Origin of the sequence: Pseudarthrobacter sp. BRE9, assembly GCF_031844305.1 — a bacterium.
In the GTDB taxonomy this organism is placed as follows: Bacteria; Actinomycetota; Actinomycetes; order Actinomycetales; family Micrococcaceae; genus Arthrobacter.
The window spans coordinates 21,987-44,166 of record NZ_JAUZUY010000001.1 but is presented as its reverse complement, the minus strand read 5'-3'; the positions used below and the strand labels follow the sequence as shown (position 1 = coordinate 44,166).

18 protein-coding genes are annotated in these 22,180 nt (G+C 67.6%); 11 read left to right on the top strand and 7 right to left on the bottom strand.

The annotated features are described in order from the left end of the window. The first annotated feature begins 20 nt into the window (after positions 1-20). Entirely contained in the window at positions 21-665 is a 645-nt protein-coding gene (gene rsmD, locus Q9R31_RS00215) for a 16S rRNA (guanine(966)-N(2))-methyltransferase RsmD (RefSeq protein ID WP_311260778.1), read from the top strand. Here rsmD and Q9R31_RS00210 read toward each other — a convergent pair. Both Q9R31_RS00210 and Q9R31_RS00205 read right to left on the bottom strand, forming a co-directional pair. Next, positions 662-1,450: a fused MFS/spermidine synthase gene (locus tag Q9R31_RS00210; RefSeq protein WP_311260777.1), complete on the bottom strand. Its 789-nt coding sequence runs from the start codon at positions 1,448-1,450 to the stop codon at positions 662-664. The genes rsmD and Q9R31_RS00210 overlap by 4 nt on opposite strands. Then, positions 1,450-2,679: an aminotransferase class I/II-fold pyridoxal phosphate-dependent enzyme gene (locus tag Q9R31_RS00205; protein ID WP_311260776.1), complete on the bottom strand. Its 1,230-nt coding sequence runs from the start codon at positions 2,677-2,679 to the stop codon at positions 1,450-1,452. Before Q9R31_RS00205 ends, Q9R31_RS00210 begins: the two co-directional genes overlap by 1 nt. Positions 2,680-2,722: 43 nt before the next feature. Between Q9R31_RS00205 and coaD the strand changes: the two genes are divergently transcribed. From coaD to mutM, 5 genes are all read left to right on the top strand, one after another. Beyond that, entirely contained in the window at positions 2,723-3,223 is a 501-nt protein-coding gene (gene coaD, locus Q9R31_RS00200; protein ID WP_311260775.1) for a pantetheine-phosphate adenylyltransferase, read from the top strand. 122 nt (positions 3,224-3,345) lie between these two features. After that, positions 3,346-3,870 carry a YceD family protein gene (locus Q9R31_RS00195; RefSeq protein ID WP_311261600.1) on the top strand — a complete coding sequence of 175 codons (525 nt, stop codon included), beginning with the start codon at positions 3,346-3,348 and terminating at the stop codon, positions 3,868-3,870. Between the two features lie 36 nt (positions 3,871-3,906). Beyond that, positions 3,907-4,110, top strand: a complete 204-nt coding sequence (rpmF, locus tag Q9R31_RS00190; protein ID WP_009356569.1) for a 50S ribosomal protein L32 — start codon at positions 3,907-3,909, stop codon at positions 4,108-4,110. 20 nt (positions 4,111-4,130) lie between these two features. Further along, positions 4,131-4,859: a ribonuclease III gene (rnc, locus tag Q9R31_RS00185; RefSeq protein ID WP_311260774.1), complete on the top strand. Its 729-nt coding sequence runs from the start codon at positions 4,131-4,133 to the stop codon at positions 4,857-4,859. 6 nt (positions 4,860-4,865) lie between these two features. Next, positions 4,866-5,837 (top strand): bifunctional DNA-formamidopyrimidine glycosylase/DNA-(apurinic or apyrimidinic site) lyase, encoded by a 972-nt coding sequence (mutM, locus tag Q9R31_RS00180; RefSeq protein WP_311260773.1) that lies wholly within the window; start codon positions 4,866-4,868, stop codon positions 5,835-5,837. Between the two features lie 59 nt (positions 5,838-5,896). Here mutM and Q9R31_RS00175 read toward each other — a convergent pair whose 3' ends face one another. From Q9R31_RS00175 to Q9R31_RS00165, 3 genes are read right to left on the bottom strand one after another with little or no spacing between them, the layout of a single operon-like run. Next, on the bottom strand, positions 5,897-6,868 hold the full coding sequence (locus tag Q9R31_RS00175; RefSeq protein ID WP_311260772.1) for an NAD-dependent epimerase/dehydratase family protein: 972 nt from the start codon (positions 6,866-6,868) through the stop codon (positions 5,897-5,899). After that, complete coding sequence (locus Q9R31_RS00170) at positions 6,865-9,549, bottom strand: alpha/beta fold hydrolase (RefSeq protein ID WP_311260771.1); 2,685 nt, start codon at positions 9,547-9,549, stop codon at positions 6,865-6,867. The genes Q9R31_RS00175 and Q9R31_RS00170 overlap by 4 nt, the downstream gene beginning before the upstream one ends. Then, positions 9,543-10,565, bottom strand: coding sequence for a 3-oxoacyl-ACP synthase III (locus Q9R31_RS00165; RefSeq protein ID WP_311260770.1), 1,023 nt, complete (start codon positions 10,563-10,565; stop codon positions 9,543-9,545). Before Q9R31_RS00165 ends, Q9R31_RS00170 begins: the two co-directional genes overlap by 7 nt. A gap of 229 nt (positions 10,566-10,794) precedes the next feature. On the opposite strand from Q9R31_RS00165, the gene smc reads away from it, so the two are divergent. Both smc and ftsY read left to right on the top strand, forming a co-directional pair. Then, a complete protein-coding gene (gene smc / locus Q9R31_RS00160) occupies positions 10,795-14,382 on the top strand; it encodes a chromosome segregation protein SMC (protein ID WP_311260769.1) in 3,588 nt (1,195 codons plus the stop codon). A 118-nt stretch (positions 14,383-14,500) separates the two neighbouring features. Continuing rightward, positions 14,501-15,706, top strand: coding sequence for a signal recognition particle-docking protein FtsY (gene ftsY / locus Q9R31_RS00155; RefSeq protein ID WP_311260768.1), 1,206 nt, complete (start codon positions 14,501-14,503; stop codon positions 15,704-15,706). A 36-nt stretch (positions 15,707-15,742) separates the two neighbouring features. Here ftsY and Q9R31_RS00150 read toward each other — a convergent pair whose 3' ends face one another. Continuing rightward, complete coding sequence (locus Q9R31_RS00150; protein ID WP_311260767.1) at positions 15,743-16,984, bottom strand: MFS transporter; 1,242 nt, start codon at positions 16,982-16,984, stop codon at positions 15,743-15,745. Between the two features lie 225 nt (positions 16,985-17,209). On the opposite strand from Q9R31_RS00150, the gene Q9R31_RS00145 reads away from it, so the two are divergent. After that, positions 17,210-18,571 carry an ammonium transporter gene (locus tag Q9R31_RS00145; protein WP_311260766.1) on the top strand — a complete coding sequence of 454 codons (1,362 nt, stop codon included), beginning with the start codon at positions 17,210-17,212 and terminating at the stop codon, positions 18,569-18,571. Then, complete coding sequence (locus tag Q9R31_RS00140; protein WP_307089431.1) at positions 18,568-18,906, top strand: P-II family nitrogen regulator; 339 nt, start codon at positions 18,568-18,570, stop codon at positions 18,904-18,906. The genes Q9R31_RS00145 and Q9R31_RS00140 overlap by 4 nt, the downstream gene beginning before the upstream one ends. A gap of 131 nt (positions 18,907-19,037) precedes the next feature. Here the strand turns inward: Q9R31_RS00140 and Q9R31_RS00135 are convergent, their stop codons facing one another. Next, on the bottom strand, positions 19,038-20,441 hold the full coding sequence (locus Q9R31_RS00135) for a glucose-6-phosphate dehydrogenase (RefSeq protein ID WP_311260765.1): 1,404 nt from the start codon (positions 20,439-20,441) through the stop codon (positions 19,038-19,040). An 84-nt stretch (positions 20,442-20,525) separates the two neighbouring features. On the opposite strand from Q9R31_RS00135, the gene ffh reads away from it, so the two are divergent. Further along, a complete protein-coding gene (gene ffh / locus Q9R31_RS00130; RefSeq protein WP_311260764.1) occupies positions 20,526-22,112 on the top strand; it encodes a signal recognition particle protein in 1,587 nt (528 codons plus the stop codon). Positions 22,113-22,180 lie beyond the last annotated feature (68 nt).

Sequence of the window (22,180 nt, the reverse complement as noted above, 5' to 3'; positions counted from 1 at the left end):
GCCGGATTGCGGTGTACGCGGTGACCCGGATCATTTCCGGTGCTGCCGGCGGCACGCCGCTTGCGGCCGTTCCGGGGTCGCTTACCAGGCCCACGACGGACCGGGTGAAGGAAGCGCTCTTCTCCCGCCTTGATGCTTTTGAGGTGATTGCGGGCGTCCGGGTGCTGGATCTTTATGCGGGTTCCGGTTCCTTGGGGGTGGAAAGCGCCAGCAGGGGAGCGCGGTCGGTGGACCTGGTGGAGTCAGATGCCAAGGCCAGCGCCGTGTGCCAGCGCAACGCGGACCTCATCAATGGAGTGCTGGGCCGCAAGACCGTGACGGTTCACCGCTCCAAGGTGGAGCCTTTCCTGGACCGGGCCCCGGAATCCGCTGTTTGGGACCTGGTGTTCCTGGATCCGCCCTATCCGTTGGAGGATGCCGCGCTGGCAGCAGCCCTGCAGAAGCTTGCCCCGCACCTGGTCACGGGCGCCGTTGTGGTGGTGGAACGCTCCTCGCGCTCCCCGGAACCGGAATGGCCGGACGGAATGACGAGGTTCGCCGAGAAGAAGTACGGGGAGACCCGGTTGTGGTTCGCTGAGCCGTCCGTGCCCGACGCCATCGCTGCGGATGACCTGGCGGACGCTGCCGGGCCTGAAACTGCCGGGCCTGATACCCAGGGGGCCTAGCCCGAGAAGGGGTCCAGGTCCACTCCCGCCAGGACACGTGCAGGGTGCGGGCCGCGGGCGGTCAGTTCAGCTGTCCAGGATTCCGGCCAGGGGTGCTGCGTCCCGGCCAGGATGATGTTGCCCGGGTACCTGCCCTCGAACATGCCTGCTTCCGCAAAGGCAGCCACATCCGGCATGGCCTCACGCATCGCCGCCACCTGGCTCCTGACCAGTGTGAGGGCTGCTTCGTCGCCGACATTGACGATCAGCAGGCCGGTGGGGCTCAAACGTTCCCTGGCCTCGCGGTAGAAGCCGCCCGTGGCGATGTGGGCCGGCGCTTCCGGGCCGGAAAAGATGTCCAGGATCACGACGTCGAACGTGAGGCCGGGCTCGAGCGCACCGAGCGCTTGGCGGGCGTCGCCGATGATGCTGGTTAGATCCGTTCCCTCAGGCATGGGAAGGTGCCGAAGGACAAAGTCCAGCAGCTCGCGTTCCAGCTCAACCGCGTACTGCGCTGAGCCGGGGCGGGTGGCCTGGATGTACCGTGCAAGTGTCAGGGCGCCTGCCCCCAGGTGGAGGGCATTGATCGGCTCGCCGGGAGGGGCGGCCAGATCCACCAGGTGTCCGATCCTGCGGAGGTATTCGTAAAAGATGTCCTGCGGCCGGTCGAGGTTGACGTGGGACTGTTCGGCTCCGCCAATGCTGAGCACATAGCCGCCATCAGTAAACGCATCGGCTTCGATGGTGGCGTGCCGGCCGGTGGTCCGAAGGAAACGGCTGGCAGGCCCGCCGCTGCCGCCGGACATCAGAGCCTGCCGCCCAGGGTGGCCAGCCGGCCCGCAGCCTCCTCCAGCACTTCTGTCTTCTTGCAGAAGGCAAACCGGAGCAGGGTCCGCATCCGTTCCGCCCCTTCCGCGTGGCAGAAGACCGGAACGGGAATGGCCGCGACCCCCACCAGTGCCGGCAGGCGGCGGGCGAGGTCCAGGGCGTCGGTGATGCCCAGCGGAGCCGTGTCCACATTCACGAAGTAGGTTCCCTGCGGGGTGAAAACGTCGAAGCCGGCCGCCCGGAGCCCGGCGCTGAGGATGTCCCGTTTCTTCTCAAGGGCGGCGGCGATGCCCGTGTAGAAATCGTCCGGCAGGGCCAGGCCTGCGGCGATCGCCGCCTGGAAAGGAGTGCCTGAGCTGTAGGTAAGGAACTGCTTTACCGTGCGGACGGCGGAGACCAGCTCTTCCGGCCCGCTCAGCCAGCCGATCTTCCAGCCGGTCAGTGAAAACGTCTTTCCGGCAGAGGAAATGGTGATGGTGCGGGCAGCGGCGCCCGGAAAGGTGGCGACGGGGGTGTGGGCGACGCCGAAGGTGAGGTGCTCGTACACCTCATCAGTGATGATGATGCTGCCGTGCTTTTCCGCAAGCTCCACCACACGCTGCAGGACGGCCGGCGGAAAAACGGCGCCGGTGGGGTTGTGCGGATTGTTCAGCAGGACAACGCGGGTCCGCTCATTGAAGGCAGCATCCAACGCCGCCAGGTCCGGCATGAAGTCCGGGGCAACCAGCGGCACGGTCACATGGGAGGCGCCGGAAAGTCCGATGATCGCCCCGTAGGAGTCATAGAAAGGCTCGAACGTCAGGACCTCATCGCCCGGCCCGGCGAAGGCCAGGAGGGAGGCGGCGATGCCTTCGGTGGCCCCGGTGGTGATGATGACCTCGGTTGCCGGGTCCGGCGCCAGCCCGTAGAAGCGTTCCTGGTGTACGGCCACCGCCTCGCGGAGTTCGGGGAGGCCCTTGCCGGGCGCGTACTGGTTGGCTCCAGCTGCGATGGCTGCCCGGGCTGCCTCCCGGATTTCAGCCGGCCCGTCCTCATCGGGGAAGCCTTGTCCCAGGTTGATGGCTCCGGTCTGGACGGCCAGGGTGGTCATCTCTTCGAAGATGGTGACACCCAGCCTGCCATCGGGTGCCAGGAGGTTGGCTCCGAGCGCTGTGCGCTGCCAGGGCGCAGGTGCCAGGGGGGTGGAAAGTTCCCGTGGTGGATGCATCCAGTCATGGTATCCCGGCCTTTCCATGGGGTAGGTTCGGAGCATGAGACGCGCTGTGTGCCCCGGATCCTTCGACCCCATCCATAACGGCCATCTCGAAGTCATCGCACGGGCTGCCGGTCTTTTCGACGAGGTCATCGTGGCCATCTCCACCAACTACGCCAAGAAGTACATGTTCAGCCTGGAAGAGCGGCTGGAAATGGCGCGCGAAACCCTGGCGCTGCTCAAGGGCATCGTGGTGGAGCCGGTGGGTGAGGGGCTCCTGGCGGAGTATTGCCGCCAGCGGGGCGTGTCGGCCATCGTCAAGGGTCTCCGGTCCTCGTCGGACTTTGACTACGAGCTCCCCATGGCCACCATGAACCGGCAGCTGAGCGGGGTGGAGACGGTCTTCCTCCCGGCCGAGGCCAGCTATGTCCATCTGTCCTCCACCCTGATCAAAGAGGTGTCGGTCCTGGGCGGCAGTGTGTCGGATTATGTGCCCCGGTCGGTGCACCGCCGTATGGTTTCCGGCGAGCCTTCGCCGGATCAGCAGCCAAAGCGGTAGGCTGGATCGGTACTTCGGCGCTGCCTCCTGCCGGTTTGAGTCACTGCGGCTCTTCAGGCTAAGATGGTACGTCGGTCATATGTTCAACAGGAGTTCTCATTAACAGAGATGCTGGTTCGCCCCTGGCGTTCGACGTCAAGGACCTCGGGCGCAGCCCGGGAAGCATGCGGACACTGACGGAACATGTACCCGCACCGGGTGATCTTGGTGTGGCGCTCATTGGTGTTCAGGAAGGCTCGGATGTCGAGCTGGACCTGAGGCTGGAGGCCGTACACGAAGGAATTCTGGTATCAGGAACCGTAGTTGCCGAAGTTACTGGCGAGTGCGGCCGATGCCTGGATCCCCTTGCGTATGACCTCGAGGTCAATGTGCAAGAACTTTTCTTCTACGAGGGCGTCCAGCTTTCGGATGGAGAAGAAGATGAAGAGCAACGTCGAGTCGAGCACGATGTAATCGATCTTGAACCGGTGTTGCGGGACGCGGTTGTCACCAATCTGCCGTTCCAGCCGGTGTGCCGGGAAGACTGCCAGGGCCTTTGCTCCGAATGCGGAGTTCGCCTGGAAGACGAGCCGGGGCACCACCACGAGGTCCTGGATCCTCGCTGGGCTGCCCTAGCTGATATGGCTAAGCCTGACCGGCAAAATTGATTTGTACGTGTTTGTCTAGAGAGAAATGAGTTAGCCGTGGCTGTTCCCAAGCGGAAAATGTCTCGCTCGAATACCCGCGCCCGCCGCTCGCAGTGGAAGGCGACCGCCCCCCACCTGGTGAAGACCGTTGAGAACGGTCAGGTCACCTACAGCCTGCCGCACCAGGCAAAGGTCGTTACCGACTCTGCTGGCACCGCGCTGTTCCTTGAGTACAAGGGCCGCAAGGTCGCTGACGTCTAATCGGCCCAACAGGCTGACTGATGTCTTCAACTGAAGAGCTTCTGAAGCGTCTCGGTGTCACTATTGACGCCGGGACGCTTCGTCTTGCGCTTACCCACCGTTCCTACGCGTACGAGAACGGCGGCATACCCACTAACGAGCGGCTCGAGTTCCTGGGCGACTCCATTTTGGGTTTCTCCGTCACCGACGCCCTCTACCGGGACAACCCGGAGCTGCCCGAAGGCGAACTCGCCAAGCGCCGGTCCGCCGTCGTCAGTACCCGGGCCCTGGCCGGCATCGGCCGCAGCCTGGGCATCGGTGAGTACATCTACCTGGGGCAGGGCGAAAAGCTCACCCACGGCAAAAACAAGGCCTCCATCCTCGCGGACACCATGGAGGCCCTGATCGGGGCTACCTACGTCTCCAACGACATCGAGACCGCGCGCCAGCTGGTCATGCGGCTGATCGGTCCCTTGCTGAAGGACGCCGCCGTCCTGGGTGCCGGCACCGACTGGAAGACCAGCATCCAGGAGCTCGCAGCCAGCCGGCAGCTGGGCAGCATCCACTACGCAGTGGACGGCTCCGGCCCGGACCACGCACGCACCTTCACGGCGGTGCTGAACATTGGCGGCACGGCCTACGGCAAGGGCTCCGGCCATTCCAAGAAGGAAGCCGAACAGGAAGCCGCAGCAGACGCCTGGCGGGTACTCTCCGGAGCCGGGGCACAGGCCGCACCCAGCCCTTCCGCAGGCTCCGCAGCCGCCAAGTAGCCCTCCGTGCCTGAGCTGCCCGAGGTCGAAGTGGTGCGCCGCGGCCTGGTGAACTGGGTGCGCGGCAGGACCATCCGCGCTGTGGAGGTCATCGATCCCCGCTCCATCCGGCGCCACGCCCTTGGGACCGGGGACTTCATCGGCAACCTCGAAGGCGCCACGGTGTCCGACGTCGTGCGCCGTGGCAAGTTCCTCTGGATGCCGCTGCTGGACAGCAACGCCCCTGCGCTGCCGGACAGCCCGGAAAGTGCCCGCGTGCCAGAGGTGGCGCTGATGGCGCATCTGGGCATGAGCGGGCAGCTGCTGATGCAGGGCGCCGGTGTTCCCGATGAAAAGCACCTCAAGGTCCGGTTCCGGCTTAGCCCACGGGACGGCATGCCGGACCAGCTGCGGTTCGTGGACCAGCGGATTTTCGGCGGCCTCTTTGTCACCGCGCTGGTACCCACGGACGACGGCGGACCGGGCGGCCTCGCGGAATCCCCCCTTCCGCTCATTGCAGAGGAAGCGGCCCACATCGCCCGGGATCCCTTGGACCCTGCCTTCTCTTTCGACCTCTTCTACCAGCGGCTTCGGAAACGCAGGACGGGCCTGAAGCGGGCACTGCTGGACCAGGGCCTGGTCTCCGGAATCGGCAACATCTACGCCGACGAAGCCCTGTGGCGTGCCAGGCTGCATTATGCCCGGCCCACCGACACCCTTCGCCGCGGCGAGGCCCAGCGCGTCCTCGACAGCGCCCGGGAGGTAATGCTCGATGCCCTCGCAGCAGGAGGAACCAGCTTCGACTCCCTGTACGTCAACGTCAACGGCGCGTCAGGCTACTTCGACCGGTCCCTCAACGCGTACGGCCGCCAGGGTGAGCCGTGCAAGAGGTGCGCGGAAGCAGGCATCCAGGCGATCATCCGCCGGGAGCAGTTTATGAACCGTTCGTCCCACACTTGCCCCGTTTGCCAGCCCCGGCCACGCAACGGCCGCTGGTAACGACGACTGACCAGCCCAACCGCCCAGCCCAATCGCCCAGCCCCCGGGAGCCGGCCGGTTCAGCGGGAGCCGTAGTGCGCGGCCAGCCGTTCCAGCCCTTCGTCGATCGATACAGCCGGGGCCCAGTCGAGGAGTTCCCGGGTCTCGCGCTGGTCGAACCAGTGCGCCGTGGACAGCTGCTCCGCGAGGAACTTTGTCATCGGCGGTTCGTCCTGCTTTCCAAGCCCCAGCCACACCCTTTCCACCACGGAACCGGCAATCCGCGCGAGCCGCCCCGGCACGGACCATGACGGGGCGGGTACGCCACCGGCGGCGCAGATGCCGGCAATCAGTTCGCCCACCGGCCGTGGCTCCCCGTTGGTGACAACCAGCGCCCGGCCATGGATGTGGCTGATCCGCTCCAGCGCGGCAACGATCGCTGCCGCCGCGTTGTCCACGTAGGTAGTATCGATCAGGGCAGCGCCCGCATCCAGCAACGGCAGCCGCCGCCGGGCCGCCCGTGCCAGCACCCGCTCCACCAGTTGGGTGTCTCCGGGCCCCCAGACCACGTGCGGGCGCACGGCAGCAACGCGGAAGTCCGGGGCATCCGCGGCAAGGGCCAGCAGTTCCGCCTGGGCCTTGGTGCGTGAGTAGTCACCGTGGGCATGCTCCGGGTCCGCGGGCTCCGCACCCAGGCCTGCGATGGCGGCGCCGGAGTTGGCCACTGACGGGGAGGAAACGAAGACCAGGTCCCGCACCCCTGCCCCCCGGCCGGCGAGGAGAAGGCGGCGGGTGCCCCGGACGTTCACCTCGTCAAACTCGGCGGGACGGCCGGTGAAAGAGACCTTGGCTGCCAGGTGGATGACTGCTTCCGCACCCCGGACGGCATCGCTGACTGCCGCATCCTCGGTGAGGGATCCGCAATGGTCCGTCACGCCGTCGACCCCTGAGGGACGCCGCTGGAACGTGGCGACATCATGGCCGCGGCGCACCAGCTGTGCCGCGACTTCCCGGCCTAGCAGCCCGCTGGCACCGGTGACGAGGACTTTCATGGCGTACCCGGGCGGCCGCCGGCCAGTACGGCGGAAGCCCATCGTGAAAGGCGCGTCCGATCGATCTTCGCGTTGTGCCGGATGTCGGTGGGCAGCGCGGGGACAACCAGGACAGCGGCTACGGAAACACCTGCCGTATGGGCTGCATCCCGGACCTCTCCGGCCAGTTCCATGCCGGCAGGGCCGGCTTTGCGGACGGGCGGGACGGTCTCAACGACGGCCGTCACTGCCTGCGTCCCCGCTGGTCCAACGCCAACAATTGCCGCCATCCGGATACCGTCCAGGAGTTCTATGGCCTGTTCGGCGCCCACCGGAGTCACCACTGCTCCAGGCGCGGTGACGACGTGCGCGAGGCGGCCTTCCACCCACAGCCGGCCATCGGCGTCGAAGTGGCCCACGTCGCCGGTGCGGTGCCATCCGGCCACACCGGCGCTGGCTTCCTCCGTCAACCAGAGCCGGTCGTACCGTTCCTTGACGTGGGGAGCGCTGACCAGGATTTCGCCCGTGATCCCGGCCTCCGTGACGGGCGTGGAACCTGGGGCGGTGCCGTCCGCCGCCAGGGGAATGACGGCGACGCGGGAACCATGGACGGGCCGGCCCACGCAGACACCGTTGCCTGCCCCGGGTTTTGTTCCGGACGAGGCGTCGACGGCGGCGGCCCGGATCTGTTCGAGGCTGATGTCGGTGACGGGCAGCGCCTCAGTCATCCCGTAGGGGGTGTGCAGGGAGGCGCCCGGCAGCAGCTGCTGCACCTCTGCCAGGAGCGGTTCCGGAACGGGAGCGCCGGCGGAGAGCAGCAGCTCAACGCGTTTCAGGGCCGCGGTACCCTCTGCGCTGAGGCCGGCACTGGTGGCGACGACATTGCGCAGCGCAGCCGGGGACGCGAAGACCACTGTGGCATCGACGGCGGCGGCGGCGTCTGCGAGGGCACGTGCCGTGAGGGTACGGGGCGCGGTGACGTCCATTGCCGGCGTCACGGACACGGTTCCCAGTGCCGGCCCCAGCAAGGCGAAGGGCGCAAAGCCCGCCACCAGCCGATGGCCCGGATGGATCCCGAAGGTCTCGGCCACGGTGTCCCGCATCGCGGCGAGCTGCCGGTGCGTGTACAGCACGCCCTTGGCAGGACCCGTGGAGCCGGAGGTGAAGAGCACGGCGGCGGGGGAGTCCGGGTCCGGAAACTGTAACGCGGGGCCGTCGTCTTGCCCCGCGGAGGGCCTGGAACCAGCGTTGGCCAGGGCGGCGAGGGAGGTTTCCACCCCGAGGACGCTGCGGCGGGCGGCCGGCAGGTCGCGGACGCTGATGAGCCGGGCCGCCCATCCCAGGGCGCGGGCAGCGGCCAAAGCCCTGTCGATGCCAATCAGGAAATCAGGGGTGGCCCCCTTGACTGCCCGGCTCAGCCCCCGGGTACCCAGGCCGGCATCGGCCACGACCACCACGGCTCCCAGCCGCAGGCAGGCGTACAGGGCTACGGTCAGGTCGACTCCTGGCGGGACCATAAGGCTCACCCGGTTGCCGGCCCTGACGCCTGCCCCATGCAGGCCGGCGGCGAGGCGGGTCACCGCCGAGTCCAGCTGCTGCCATGTGAGCGAGCGGGCAACGGTGCCGTCGGCTTCCATTTCGACGACGGCCTGGACGCCTCCGGCCGGTCCTGCGGCCAGTTCGGCGAGGGGCGCCCATAGAGGCCGGAAACCCTCGCGGGCCGGTTGCTGCGCAGCGCCGGGCCCAACCGCGGAAGAAGCGTTGCCGCCGCCTGTGACGCGCCCGGCGAGCCAGTCGAAAACGGCCGGGGCGATATTACGGTCTTCCGTGAGCAGGTGTCCCGCACCCTCGTACCGGTGCACGTCGGCATGCGGGAGGCGGGTAATGAGGTCCTTCAGGTAGCGGTCGGAAAAGATCGGATCGCGCGGACCCCACAGCATCAGGGCAGGGACATCCAGCCTGCGCAGGCCTTCCGCGACGCCGCTGAGCGCGGCAAAGCTGGGGTGCGAAGCGTCAACGGGAATGTCGGCAACAAAGTTGCCCACCCCCACACGCCGTGGGGCTCCGCGGTAGGGGGCCATGTATGCGTGGCGGACATCCGCCGGCAACGAGGGATGCGCCAGCGAATGCGTCACCCGCAGGAACGCGTCGGAGGTAGTGGTTCCCCACTTGTGGACGGCAGGGTGCAGGGCCAGGCGCAAAGCCGGGGGAATGGATGAGCCTGCGGGCTGGTGCACGGCCGTGTTGGTCAGCACCACGCCGGCCAGCCGGTGTCGATGGGCCAGCGCCCAGCCCAGGCTGACCACCCCGCCCCAGTCGTGGCCAACTGAGACGACCGGTCCTTCCAGGCCCAGCGCGTCCGTCAGGTCGCCCAGGTCCTGGATCCTGTCAGCCAGCCGGCGGAAGGTGCCCGTGCGCTCCGAGAACCCCATGTCCAGTTGGTCCACCGCCACCACCCGCCACGGATGCGCGGGGTCGGATCCGGCGGCCAGCAGGCTTCGCCACAGGTAGGACCAGGTGGGGTTGCCGTGCACGCACAGCAGGGTTCCGGCGGGAGCCAGGCCGCGGCGGAGAAGTTCTCCGCCATTGTCCAGCAGGTGCCAGCGGCGGACAGTGCCCGGTGCGTCGACGCCAGCTGTGGAGGGGACATCGATTTCACGCGACCATCGGGCGTCCACGCCCGGCCAGTCCGCGATCACCAAACGATTTCCAGCATTGCGGTGTTCAGGCCGGACCCCACGCCCATGCACAGGACGCGGTCCCCGGCTGCCAGGGACTGGGCCTCAGCCGCCAGCGTCATGGGCAGCGACGCAGGCCCGACATTGCCCCAGTGCGGGAACGTGATGGGCACCTTGTCGGGATCGAGGTCGATCGCGTCGATGATGGCCTGGGTGTAGGCGTTGCTGACCTGGTGCGTGACGTAGCAGTCCATGGCCGCCCAGTCCCACTCGGGCTGCGCTTCGTGCCACGCGTCGACCACAAGCTGGAGGCCGCCGTCGAGCAGTCCTTTGGTGTCGGTGTTCATGCCGTCGATGCCGCCAACGCACAGTTCGTGGTGCTCGGTGCCGGCTCGCATCACGCCGCCCACCACCCGGTGCGCACCGGGATGCTCATCGGCCGGTCCCAGGACGGCCGCGGCAGCCCCGGACCCCAGCGTCAGCGTGGCAAACTCGCGGTTGAAGTCGTCGCGGGTGGTTTCCGGCCGCTGCAGCCGGGCGAGGGTGGCTTCCTGCGTCAGCTGGGCGTCCTCGCCGTTGACGACGACGGCGTACTTGATCTGTCCGGAGTCGATCATGTTCGCTGCCAGGGTCAGGGCGTTGACGAACCCGAGGCAGGCGTTGGCAAGGTCGAAGTTCATGGCCGACGACGGCAGGCTGAGGCCGTGGTGGATCTTCACCGCCACGGACGGTTCGAGGTTGCGCCGCGTGACCGAGGTGTTGATCAGCAGGCCGACATCGGAGGCTTCGATGCCGGCCTCGGCCAGGGCCTTGGCGCCGGCTTCCACCGCGGCGTCGTCGAACGATGTTCCGGGGGCCCACCAGCGGCGGTGCGTGATGCCCGCGACGCGCTCCAGCAGCCGTGGCGGAAACTTCAGCCGCTTCAGGGTGGACGCCAGGTGGCGGTCGAAGTCCGTGGAGCTCACAATCCTCGGAGCCTCGACGCTGCTCACCGAGAGCAGCGCGGTGTTGCTGTGGCGGAAGGTTGCATTACCGGCCAATTCAAGCCCCTCTTCGTTTCCGTGGCGCATTCATGCGGTGACTGTACCCACATATACGCAGGCTCAAGAGCTTAACTATGCCTTTGCCGGGCCGGAACTGGCATATTGAGCCGTGGCGCCTGCCCCGGCTTCCCTGTGCTGCTGCCGGGAAATGTCGGTCCTGCGCAGTAGATTGGAGTGAGCCGGTTCCAGCAAAGTGCCCCACCCGCTCCAGGAGACCAGAAAAGCCTTGCACCTCAAAAGCCTCACCGTCCGGGGGTTCAAGTCCTTTGCCTCTGCCACCACCTTCGACTTCGAACCCGGCGTCACCGCCGTGGTGGGTCCCAACGGATCCGGCAAGTCCAACGTGGTGGACGCCCTGGCCTGGGTCATGGGAGAACAGGGAGCCAAGACCCTCCGCGGCGGCAAAATGGAGGACGTCATTTTTGCCGGGACCTCCGGACGCCCGCCTCTGGGACGCGCCCACGTTTCGCTGACCATCGACAACACCGACGGCGCGCTCCCCATCGAATACAGCGAAGTGACCATTTCCCGGACACTCTTCCGGACGGGCGGCTCCGAATATGCCATCAACGGTGCGGCCTGCCGGCTGCTTGATATCCAGGAACTCCTCTCCGACTCCGGGCTGGGCCGGGAAATGCATGTCATCGTGGGCCAGGGCCAGCTGGACCGCGTGCTGCACGCCACCCCCGAGGACCGCCGGGGCTTCATCGAAGAGGCGGCAGGGATCCTCAAGCACCGCCGGCGCAAGGAACGGACGGTCCGGAAGCTGGAGGCCATGCAGGCCAACCTCCAGCGCCTTACCGACCTCACCGGCGAAATCCGCCGCCAGCTGACCCCCCTTGGCAAACAGGCGGAAGTGGCCCGCCGGGCCCAGCGCGTCCAGTTCGACGTCCGGGACGCCCGGGCCCGTCTGCTCGCCGATGACCTCGTCCAGCTGCAGCAGGCGCTGGAGCAGGACGTGGCGGACGAGGCCGCGCTCAAAACCCGGCGCACCGCCGTCGAGCAGGAACTCGAGGCCGGGCGCAGGCAGCAGGCAGCGCTGGAGCAGCTGGCGGCCGAAGCCACGCCCCGCCTCAACGCGGCGCGGGACACCTGGTACCGGCTCTCCACTGCACGGGAACGGCTCCGGTCGCTCGGTTCGCTGGCCACCGAACGGAGCCGCCTGCTGGGCTCCGAAGACGCCGCGCCGGCTTCCGGCCGGGATCCCGAACAGCTCGAACGCCAGGCAGCTCGGGTGCGGCAGGAGCTGGCCGAGCTGGAACAGGACATCCATGCCAGGCGCGCCGCCCTGGACGCGGCCAGCGCTGCCAAGGCTGAAGCGGAGCAGGCCGCCCTGGCCGAGGACCGGCGCCTCACAGCCCAGCTCCGGGCCGCAGCGGACCGGCGGGAGGGCCTGGCCCGGTTGGCCGGACAAGTAGCGGCGGCCAGGTCCCGGGTGGAGTCCGCGCAGGCGGAACTGGGCCGGCTGCGGGAGTCCCTTACCGCCGGCACGGAACGGCGTGCCCGCGCCCAGGCCGAGTTCACGGCCCTGGAAAACCAGGTGGCCGGCGTGGAGGAAGGGGAGGAATCCCTCGACGCAGACTACGAGGCTGCCAGTGAGGCGCTGGATGCGGTCCTTCAAGACATCGCAGACCTCAAGGCCGCCGTCAATGAAGGAGTCCGCAAGCGGGACGCCCTCGCCGCCCGGCTGGACGCGCTCAAGCTCGGCCTGGACCGCAAGGACGGCGCCAGGCACGTGCTGGAGTCAGGGCTGCCGGGAGTGCTGGAAGGCCTGGCGGCCGGGATCACTGTGGAGGGCGGGTACGAGGCCGCGATCGCGGCCGCCCTGGGGGAAGCATCCGACGCAGTCCTCGTCCAGGACGCGGCCACTGCGGCCGCAGTCCTGCAGGTACTCAAGGACGACGACGCGGGGCGGGCTTCGCTGCTCCTCGCCTCGGCGACGGCAGACCTGGGCGGGGAAGGCCAGAACGTGACACTGCCCGGGGACGCGCGCTGGGCCGCCCACCTGGTGGCCGGACCTGCGGCTCACGTCCCGCTGGTCCGGCACCTGCTGGCCGGAACCGCCGTCGTCACCGGCATCGACGCGGCCGCCGCGCTCGTTTCCTCCCTGCCCGGGCTCACGGCCGTCACCCGCGAGGGGGACGTGTTCACCGCCTTATCCGTTGCCGGCGGTTCTGCCAAGGCGCCGTCCCTCCTCGAGGTGCAGGCGGCAGTGGACGACGCCGGCCGGGGCCTTTCGGCAGTCACCGCGGACCTGGAGCGGAACAGGTTCGCCCTGGCCGCCGCCGAGGCCCGGCGCGCCGAAGCGCAGGAGGCGGCGGACGCTGCCCTGGAAAGACTGCACGAATCCGATGCCCGCCTGGCCGCCGTGGCTGAACGCCTGGGCCACCTCAACTCGGTCCTGCGCAGCGCCGTCGGCGAGAGTGAGCGCCTGGCAGCGTCCCTGGCACGTGCGGAGGAGAACGTGGCCGCGGAGGAGGAAGCGCTCGCTGCCGTCACCGCCCGGCTGGCCGCTGCCCAGGACGCTCCGGTTGAAGCGGAGCCCTCCACCGAACGGCGGGACGCCCTGGCCAATGCCGCATCCGCCGCCCGCGCAGCCGAGGTGGAGGCCAGGTTGTCCCTGCGCAGTGCCGAAGAGCAGCTCGCGGCCACCCGCAACAGGGTGGCATCCCTGGAACGCGCCGCCGCCACCGAACGCCGCGCCCGGGAGGAAGCAGCCCAGCGCGCCCGGCGCCGCCGCCTCCAGGCCAGGCGCGCGTCCGCGGTTTCCGCAGCCGTGGAACTGGCACTGCGCTATGCGGACATCTCCGTGGACCTCGCCCGGCACGAACGGGACCTGGCCGAGGAAAACCGCGAACAGCGTGACCGTGGGCTGCGGGACATCCGGGAAGCGAATGACGCCCTGGCCCGCGAACTGGCAGACCTCACCGACAACGTGCACCGTGACGAGCTGGCCCGGGCCCAGCAACGGGCCAGGATCGAGGCGGTGGAGTCCAGGTCTGTGGACGAACTGGGCATCACCCCCGAGGCCCTGGTGGCAGAGTTCGGGCCGCAGGTCCCGGTACCCGTACCCGCGGAAGAGACGGGCGACAAGTGGGCAGCACTGCGCGCTCCCGTTGACGCAGGCGGGGAAGAGATCCGGGAAGGGAAACCCTACGTCCGGCAGGAGCAGGAAAAGCGGCTGCGCAAGGCCGAACGCGACCTCGCCAGCCTGGGCAAGGTCAACCCCCTGGCGCTGGAGGAATTCGCGGCGCTGGAGGAGCGGCACCAGTTCCTCAGCACCCAGCTTGAGGACCTGAAGGCCAGCCGCCGGGACCTGCTGGACATCATCAAGGAAGTGGACGACCGGGTCCAGCGCGTCTTCACCGAAGCGTTCGAGGACACGCAGGCCCAGTTCGTCCGGGTTTTCGAGCGGCTCTTTCCCGGCGGTGAAGGCCGCCTGGTCCTCACCGACCCTGGGGACATGCTCACCACAGGCATCGAGGTGGAGGCCCGTCCTGCGGGCAAGAAGATCAAACGGCTGTCCCTGCTCTCCGGCGGCGAGCGGTCCCTGACCGCAGTGGCGCTGCTGGTGGCCATCTTCAAGGCGCGGCCCTCGCCGTTCTACGTCATGGACGAAGTGGAAGCGGCACTGGACGATACCAACCTCGGCCGGCTGATCACCATCTTCGAAGAACTCCGGGAGTCCAGCCAGCTCATCGTGATCACCCACCAGAAGCGGACCATGGAAGTGGCGGACGCACTGTACGGGGTCACCATGAGGGGCGATGGCGTCTCCACCGTGATCAGCCAGCGCCTGGGCGTGGAGGTGTAGCGGCGGCGGAGGTGCAGCAACAGCGGAGAGCGTACCGGCCGGCGGACACCGCGTAGGGGCAGGTCAGGGGCGCGGTGGCCGCCGGAACCGGGCCAGCCGTTTGTGAGAAGCTAGGGGAGTGAATGACATCCTTCCCATTGTCCTGTCCATTCTTGCTGCGCTGGTGGTCATCGGCGGGCTGATCCCGGTCCTGCTCAAGACGCGGAGGAACATCACCCGGTACCCCGGCACGCGCGATGCCAACGACCCGGAGATCCGCTCCGGCGGCAGCACCGCGGTGGCAGACAGCACCGGCACCATTGAACGCGGGGCCCCGGCGGGCGCGGACGTCGAAGGGCTGGACACCACCACGGTTCCGGATAACGCTGCCGGGCTCGAAACCATCCCCGTCGAAACCCCGTTGCCTGTCGCCGGACGCCTCATCCGCCTGCGTGAACGGCTGGCCCGCTCCAACAACATCATGGGCAAGGGCCTGCTGGCGCTGCTGTCCAGCGACCGGATTGACGAGAGCGTCTGGGACGAAGTGGAGGAAACTCTCCTGCTGGCGGATCTCGGAACCGAACCCACCATGCAGCTGGTGGATGCCCTGCGGGAACGGGTCAAGGTGCTGGGCACCAGGACCCCCGAACACGTCAAGGCCATGCTCCGCGAGGAACTGATCAAGCTCGTGGACCCCGCCATGGACCGCAGCCTGAACGTCCAGCGGCACGCCGACAAGCCCGCCGTGATGATGGTGGTGGGCGTGAACGGTGTGGGCAAGACCACGACCGTGGGCAAGCTGGCCCGCGTGCTGGTTGCCGAGGACAAGGACGTCCTGCTGGGCGCCGCGGACACGTTCCGCGCCGCCGCGGCCGAGCAGCTGGCCACATGGGGCCAGCGCGTCGGCGTCCCCACCGTGAAGTCCGACATTGACGGCGCCGACCCCGCCTCCGTCGCCTACGAGGCCGTAAAGGCCGGCATCGAGCAGGAAGTGGACGTCGTCATGATCGACACCGCCGGGCGCCTGCAGAACAAGGTGGGCCTGATGGACGAACTGCGCAAGGTCAAGCGGGTCGTGGAAAAGCTGGCCGAAGTGGACGAGGTCCTGCTGGTGCTGGATGCCACCACCGGCCAGAACGGCCTGAACCAGGCCCGGGTCTTCTCAGAGGTGGTCAACATCACCGGCATCGTCCTGACCAAGCTGGACGGAACCGCCAAGGGAGGCATCGTCGTCGCCATCCAGAAGACCCTGGGCGTGCCCGTCAAACTCGTCGGACTGGGCGAAGGCGCGGACGACCTCGCCCCGTTCGATACCGAGGGCTTTGTCGACGCCCTGCTGAACTGACCGGTTTCCACCGGCCCGGTGTATTGACCGCCCGGGCTACGAACCGGCCGCCCGCAGTGTTTCGCGGGTGGGCAGCCAGCCTGCAGCCGCCAGGAGCATGATGCCGCCGGTCACGGCGAAAGCCCAGCCGAAGCCCAGCCGGTCCGCCAGCAGCCCGGCTGCCACCGGACCAACGATCGCGCCGACGTCGGACGTCATCTGGTAGACCGCCAGTACCTTGCCGCCGGAGCGCGCATTGCCGATGACATCGGCGACGGCGGCCTGCTGGGCCGGGCCGAAAAGGCCGGACCCGACGCCGGCAAGCGTCGATGCCGCAAGGAACCAGGGCAGGTCGGAGGTCATGCCGATCGCAGCGGTTGAGAAAGCTGCCATCAGCAGTCCCAAAATCATCATGGGCTTGCGTCCCAGGGAGTCCGCCAACCGCCCCGAGAAGGTCAAGGCCGCCGCGTTCCCGGCAGCAAACACGGCAAGCGCCAGCCCGGCCGCCTGCGGGCCTGCCCCGACGGCGGCCGCGGCGAACAGCGGCACGGTCGCCATCCGGACGCCAAAGGTGGCCCAACCGTTGGCAAAGCTGGACAGCAGGGCCGACCGGTAGGTTCCGGCCGCCAGGGCTTCGCCAAAGTGCATGTCGGGCGGACGGTGCTGGGTCCCGCCGCCGCCCCGGCGTTGGTGGCTGAGCTGGGTCTGCACCACAAACGCGGCAACGAGCAGGGCGGCGGCGTAGGCAAGGAACGGGACCCGCAGGCCAAGCCCCGCCAGCAGCCCGCCGACAATGGGCCCGCAAACATTCCCGATCAGGAAAGCGGACGCGTAGGCTCCCGAGACCCGGCCCCTGCTCTTGGGCGGCGCCAGCCGGACCACCAGGGCCATCGACGCCACCGTGAACATCACGGACCCGGCTCCGCCGAGGCCACGGAACAGCAGCAACTGCCAGTAGTCCTGCGCGAAGGCGCATGCCGCCGTGGACAACGCCACGATCAACAGCCCCGCGACATAGACAGGGCGTTCCCCGCGCTTGCCGATCAAGGCGCCGCCGGCGGGCGCAAACACGAGGCGCATGAAGGCAAAGATCGCCACGATGACCGCAGCCTCGGTGTTCCCCACCCCGAAGGTTGTTGCGAACTGCGGCAATACAGGCGCAACGAGCCCGAATCCAAGGGCAATGAGGAACGCAGCGGCCAGCATCACCTTAATGTCGCGGGGAAGCTTCTCCCGCTGCGGCCTCAGCCTGGCCAAAAACCTCGAAGTGGCGCCGCTTTCGCGGGGTGTTGCCGTCATGGTGCAGGAGTCCTTGCAGGAAAGGGAGCCGGGTGGCTGCGCGGGTGCGGAAACATAACCGTAACAAGGCGGATATGCACCATTTACTTCCTAGAGGTTGTTGTAACAGGCCGGCAATCTAAATCCTCCGCGGGCGAAACACGCCGCCCACAGACTCTTTACAGGACGCAAAAGGCGTTGGCAGGCGGAGTACTCCGCAAGATTCGATGAGAGAGGACGTGCACCATGGAACTTACCGCAGGTCACGTTTGGGTCATGGTGGCGGCAGCCCTTGTGCTGTTCATGACACCCGGTCTGGCATTTTTCTACGGCGGCATGACCCGCGCCAAGGCAGCCCTGAACATGATGATGATGAGCTTCATCTCCATCGGCATGGTGGGCGTTGTCTGGGTGCTGTGGGGCGCTTCCATGAGCTCCGGTGAAGGGTTCCTGGAAATCGTGGGCAACCCGTTCGCCACGTTCGGCCTTGAGGGCATCACCACCCCTGACGGCCTGATCAAGGTGGGCTACGCCGCCACCTTCGCCATCATCACCGTGGCATTGATCAGCGGCGCCATCGCCGACCGTGCCAAGTTCGGCGCCTGGTCCGTCTTCGTCCCCGTCTGGGTCACCCTGGTGTACTGCCCGCTGGCCTACATGGTGTGGGGCGGCGGTCTCTTCGGCCCCGAAGGCGCCATCGGCAAGGCCCTCGGCCCCGCCATCGACTTCGCTGGCGGCACCGTGGTCCATATCAACGCAGGTGTGGCCGCGCTCATCCTCGTCCTGATCATTGGTAACCGCAAGGGCTTCGGCAAGGACCCGAACCACCGCCCGCACAACATCCCGTTCGTCATGCTCGGCGCGGCCATCCTCTGGTTCGGCTGGTTCGGTTTCAACGGTGGTGCAGCCACCACTGCGGAACAGGGCGGCCTGATCTGGATCAACACCCTCGCAGCCCCGGCAGCGGCCATGCTCGGCTGGCTGGTCACCGAACGCATCCGCGACGGACACCCCACCTCCCTCGGCGCCGCATCCGGCGTGGTTGCCGGCCTCGTCGCCATCACCCCCGCCTGCGCCAACGTCAGCCCCGTCGGAGCGCTTGGCCTGGGCGTCGTGGCCGGCGTGGCCTCGGCCCTGGCAGTCGGCCTGAAGTTCCGCTGGGGCTTCGATGACTCGCTGGACGTGGTCGGCGTCCACCTGGTTTCCGGCATCATCGGCACCGTGGCGCTGGGCTTCATCGCACTGCCCACCGACGGTGTCGGCGGCGGCCTCTTCTACGGCGGCGGACTGGCCCAGCTCTGGGCGCAGCTCGCGGCGGCCGGCGTCGCCATCACCTACTCCGCTGTCCTGACGGCCATCATTGCGCTGGCCATCCACAAGACCATGGGCTTCCGCGTCTCGCAGGAACAGGAAACGGTGGGTGTGGACCTCAGCCTGCACGCCGAGACTGCCTACGAGTTCGGGTTGAGCGGACACGGCGGAAGCTTCCAGCCGCTTCACGACATGATCACCGGCAAGGGCCAGGGCGGGTCGCTGGAGCCGGTCCAGGCAGCACCCGGTGCGGAGAAGTCACAGTCAGCAACAGGTAAGGAAAGCGTGGGGGCATGAAACTGATTACTGCGATCATCAGGCCGGAAAAGCTCGAAACCGTCAGGGAAGGGCTGGAAGCCTACGGCGTCCAGGGCCTGACCGTCAGTGCAGCCAGTGGATACGGCCGGCAGCGCGGCTACACCGAGGTCTACCGTGGAGCCGAATACAACGTGGACCTCCTGCCCAAGATCCGGGTGGAAGTCCTGGCCACGGACGAGCAGGCCGACGACATCCTGGACGTGATCATTGCCAGCTCCAATACCGGCAGGGCCGGGGACGGCAAGGTCTGGACCATGGACGTCCATGAAGCAGTAAGGGTCCGGACCGGGGAACGCGGCGTGGCCGCAATCTAGGCAGCCGACCGAAGCCGCAGCGGGAACGGACCACAAAGACAGGACGGGCGGGAACCGAAAGGTTCACGCCCGTCCTGTTGTCGTTAACGGTTCCCCTGCCGCCGCCGTGGACTTGTCAGTCCTTGTACTGCTCAGTCCTTGAGCCGGTTGGTGGGCCAGGAAGCCGGGCCGGCCGAACCGGCGTCGTACTCTTCAAGCGGGACGTCCCCGCGCTCCCATGCCTGGAGCACCGGCTCAACGATCCGCCAGCAGTCCTCCGCCGTGTCGCCGCGGACGGACAGCAGCGGGTCGCCGGTCAGCACGCCTTCCAGCACTTCGCCGTAGGGCAGGAGGTCGGAGGCGCTTAGTTCGGCTTCCAGGGTGACCCGGCCCAGGCTGAAGATGTTCCCCGGACCGTTGACGTCGACGTCGAACTCCAGCGTGTCCGGGCCGAACCCGATCCGCAGCTGGTTGGGGGAGTCCACCCCGGTAAAGCCCTTGGGCAGGTGGGGCACCGGAAGGAAGGTGACCACCGCCTCCTTGCGCTTGTCGCCCAGGGCCTTGCCCGAGCGCAGGATGAAGGGGACACCATGCCAGCGCCAGTTGTCGATGCCCACCTGGATTTCGGCGAGAGTTTCCGTTCCCCGTCCGGGATCCACGCCCTCCTCCCCGGCGTAGTCGGGGACCCCCTTGCCTGCCACCGAACCCGCCGTGTAGCGCGCCCTGCGCGTTGAGTCGGTAAAGGGGGCCCTGACACTGCTGGCCCGCAGGACGGTGGAGACGGCATCGCGGAGATCGCGCTCGCCGATGGTGGCCGGAGGTTCCATGGCCATGATCGCCATCACCTGAAGGAGGTGGCTCTGGATCATGTCCCGGAGGGCACCGGCGCCGTCGTAGTAGCGGGCGCGGCCTTCCAAGGCCAGGTCCTCGTCAAAGAAGATCTCCACCTTTTCCACGTGCTGCCGGTTCCACACCGGCTCAAGGAAGTTGTTGGCGAACCGCAGGCCCAGGATATTCAGGACGGTGGCCTTGCCCAGGAAATGGTCCACGCGGTGGATGTGGTCCTCGGGGACAAGGCGCGCGAGGGTCCGGTTCAGGGAACGTGCGGATTCCTCGCTGGAACCGAAGGGCTTCTCCATGACCAGGCGCGTGCCTTCGGGAACCTCTTCCGGCTGGAGGGTCTCGCACGCCAGCTGGCTGATCCGGGGCGGCAACGCAAAGTAGACGGCCACAGGCCCTTCCAGTCCGGCGAGCAGGGCGGCCAGGGCACCCTTGGCGGTGACATCCACCTGGTGGTACGCCGTCTCCTTCTGCAGCAGCTTGAGGGCGTCCTTTCCGGGCCCGTCTGCTGCCCCGGCTGCAGCAGCGAACGATGACTGGACCCGATCCCGCCACTGTTCCGGCGTCCACGGATCTGAGCCGGCACCCACCAGGGTGAGGCCCTCCGCACCGCCTGCCGCCGCAAGCCGCGCCAGGCCCGGCAGGAGGAGCCGGCCGGTGAGGTCGCCCGAGGCGCCGAGGATGAGCAAGGTTTTCACAGTTGTTTGGCTCGTCATTTTGCCAGCATGCCACCTACCGCGCCTGACTTGATACCCTAGATAGTCGAGTCCCGATCATCCACTGAAAGAAGTGCACGTCGCGTGTTCAATTCACTCTCTGACCGGTTGACAGCAACCTTCAAGAATCTCCGCGGTAAAGGCCGGCTCACCGAGGCCGACGTCGATGCCACTGTCCGGGAGATCCGCCGCGCCCTTCTGGACGCCGATGTTGCCGTTCCCGTTGTGCGTGAGTTCACTGGCCGGGTCCGTGAACGCGCCCTGGGTGCCGAGGTCTCGGCTGCACTGAACCCCAGCCAGCAGATCGTCAAGATCGTCAACGAGGAACTTGTGGAGATCCTCGGCGGCGAAACCCGGCGGATCCGGCTGGCCAAGAACGGGCCCACCGTCATCATGCTCGCCGGCCTCCAGGGTGCCGGCAAGACGACCCTTGCGGGCAAGCTGTCCAAGTGGCTGAAGGCCCAGGGCCACAGCCCCATGCTGGTGGCCTGCGACCTGCAGCGCCCCAACGCCGTCACCCAGCTGCAGGTGGTTGGCCAGCGGGCCAACGTCCCCGTCTTCGCCCCGCACCCGGGAGCCACTTCCACAGAGCTTGACCAGCCCGCCGGCGACCCCGTTGCCGTCGCCCGCGCCGGCGTCGAGGAAGCACGCCAGAAGCTGCACGACGTCGTCATCGTTGACACGGCCGGCCGCCTGGGCGTGGACGCCGACATGATGGAACAGGCGCGCCAGATCCGCCGCGCCATCGTGCCCAACGAAGTCCTGTTCGTGATCGACTCGATGATCGGCCAGGACGCCGTGAACACGGCCCTCGCCTTTGACGAAGGCGTGAACTTCACCGGCATCGTCCTGTCCAAGCTCGACGGCGACGCCCGCGGCGGTGCCGCGCTTTCGGTTGCTTCGGTCACCGGCAAGCCGGTCATGTTCGCCTCCACGGGCGAAGGCCTGGACGATTTCGAACTCTTCCACCCGGACCGGATGGCCTCGCGCATCCTGGACATGGGCGACATCCTCACGCTCATCGAACAGGCCGAAAAAGCCTGGGACAAGGATGAAGCCGCCCGGATGGCGAAGAAGTTCGCCGACCAGGAAGACTTCACCCTCGAGGACTTCCTGGCCCAGATGCAGCAGATCCGCAACATGGGCTCCATGAAGAAGATGCTCATGATGATGCCGGGCGCGCAGAACATCCGGCAGCAGCTGGAGCAGTTCGACGAGCGCGAGATCGACCGCGTCGAGGCAATCGTCCGGTCCATGACGCCGCACGAGCGGCTCGCGCCGAAGATCATCAACGGCTCACGGCGGGCCCGGATTGCCCGCGGTTCCGGCGTCCACGTTTCCGAGGTCAACGGCCTTCTGGAGCGCTTCGCCCAGGCCCAGAAGATGATGAAGAAGATGGCCCAGGGCGGCATGCCGGGAATGCCCGGGATGCCTGGCCTGCCCGGTGCCGGCGGCGGTGCACGGAAGAACGCCAAGAACGCGCCCAAGAAGACGAAGGCAAAGTCCGGCAACCCGGCCAAGGCTGCCCAGGAGCGCAAGGAGGCGGAGGCCCGCCGTGCCAACGCTGCGAAGGCACTGCCCACTGGTGCTGCCTTCGGCCAGCAGGGCGGCGACTTCGATCCGTCCCAGCTGAACCTTCCCAAGGGCTTCGACAAGTTCCTGGGCAAGTAGCAACCCCAACTGAGTAGCGCCAAGTGTCGTTTTGACGGTTCATAACGACACTTGGCGCTACTTACTTG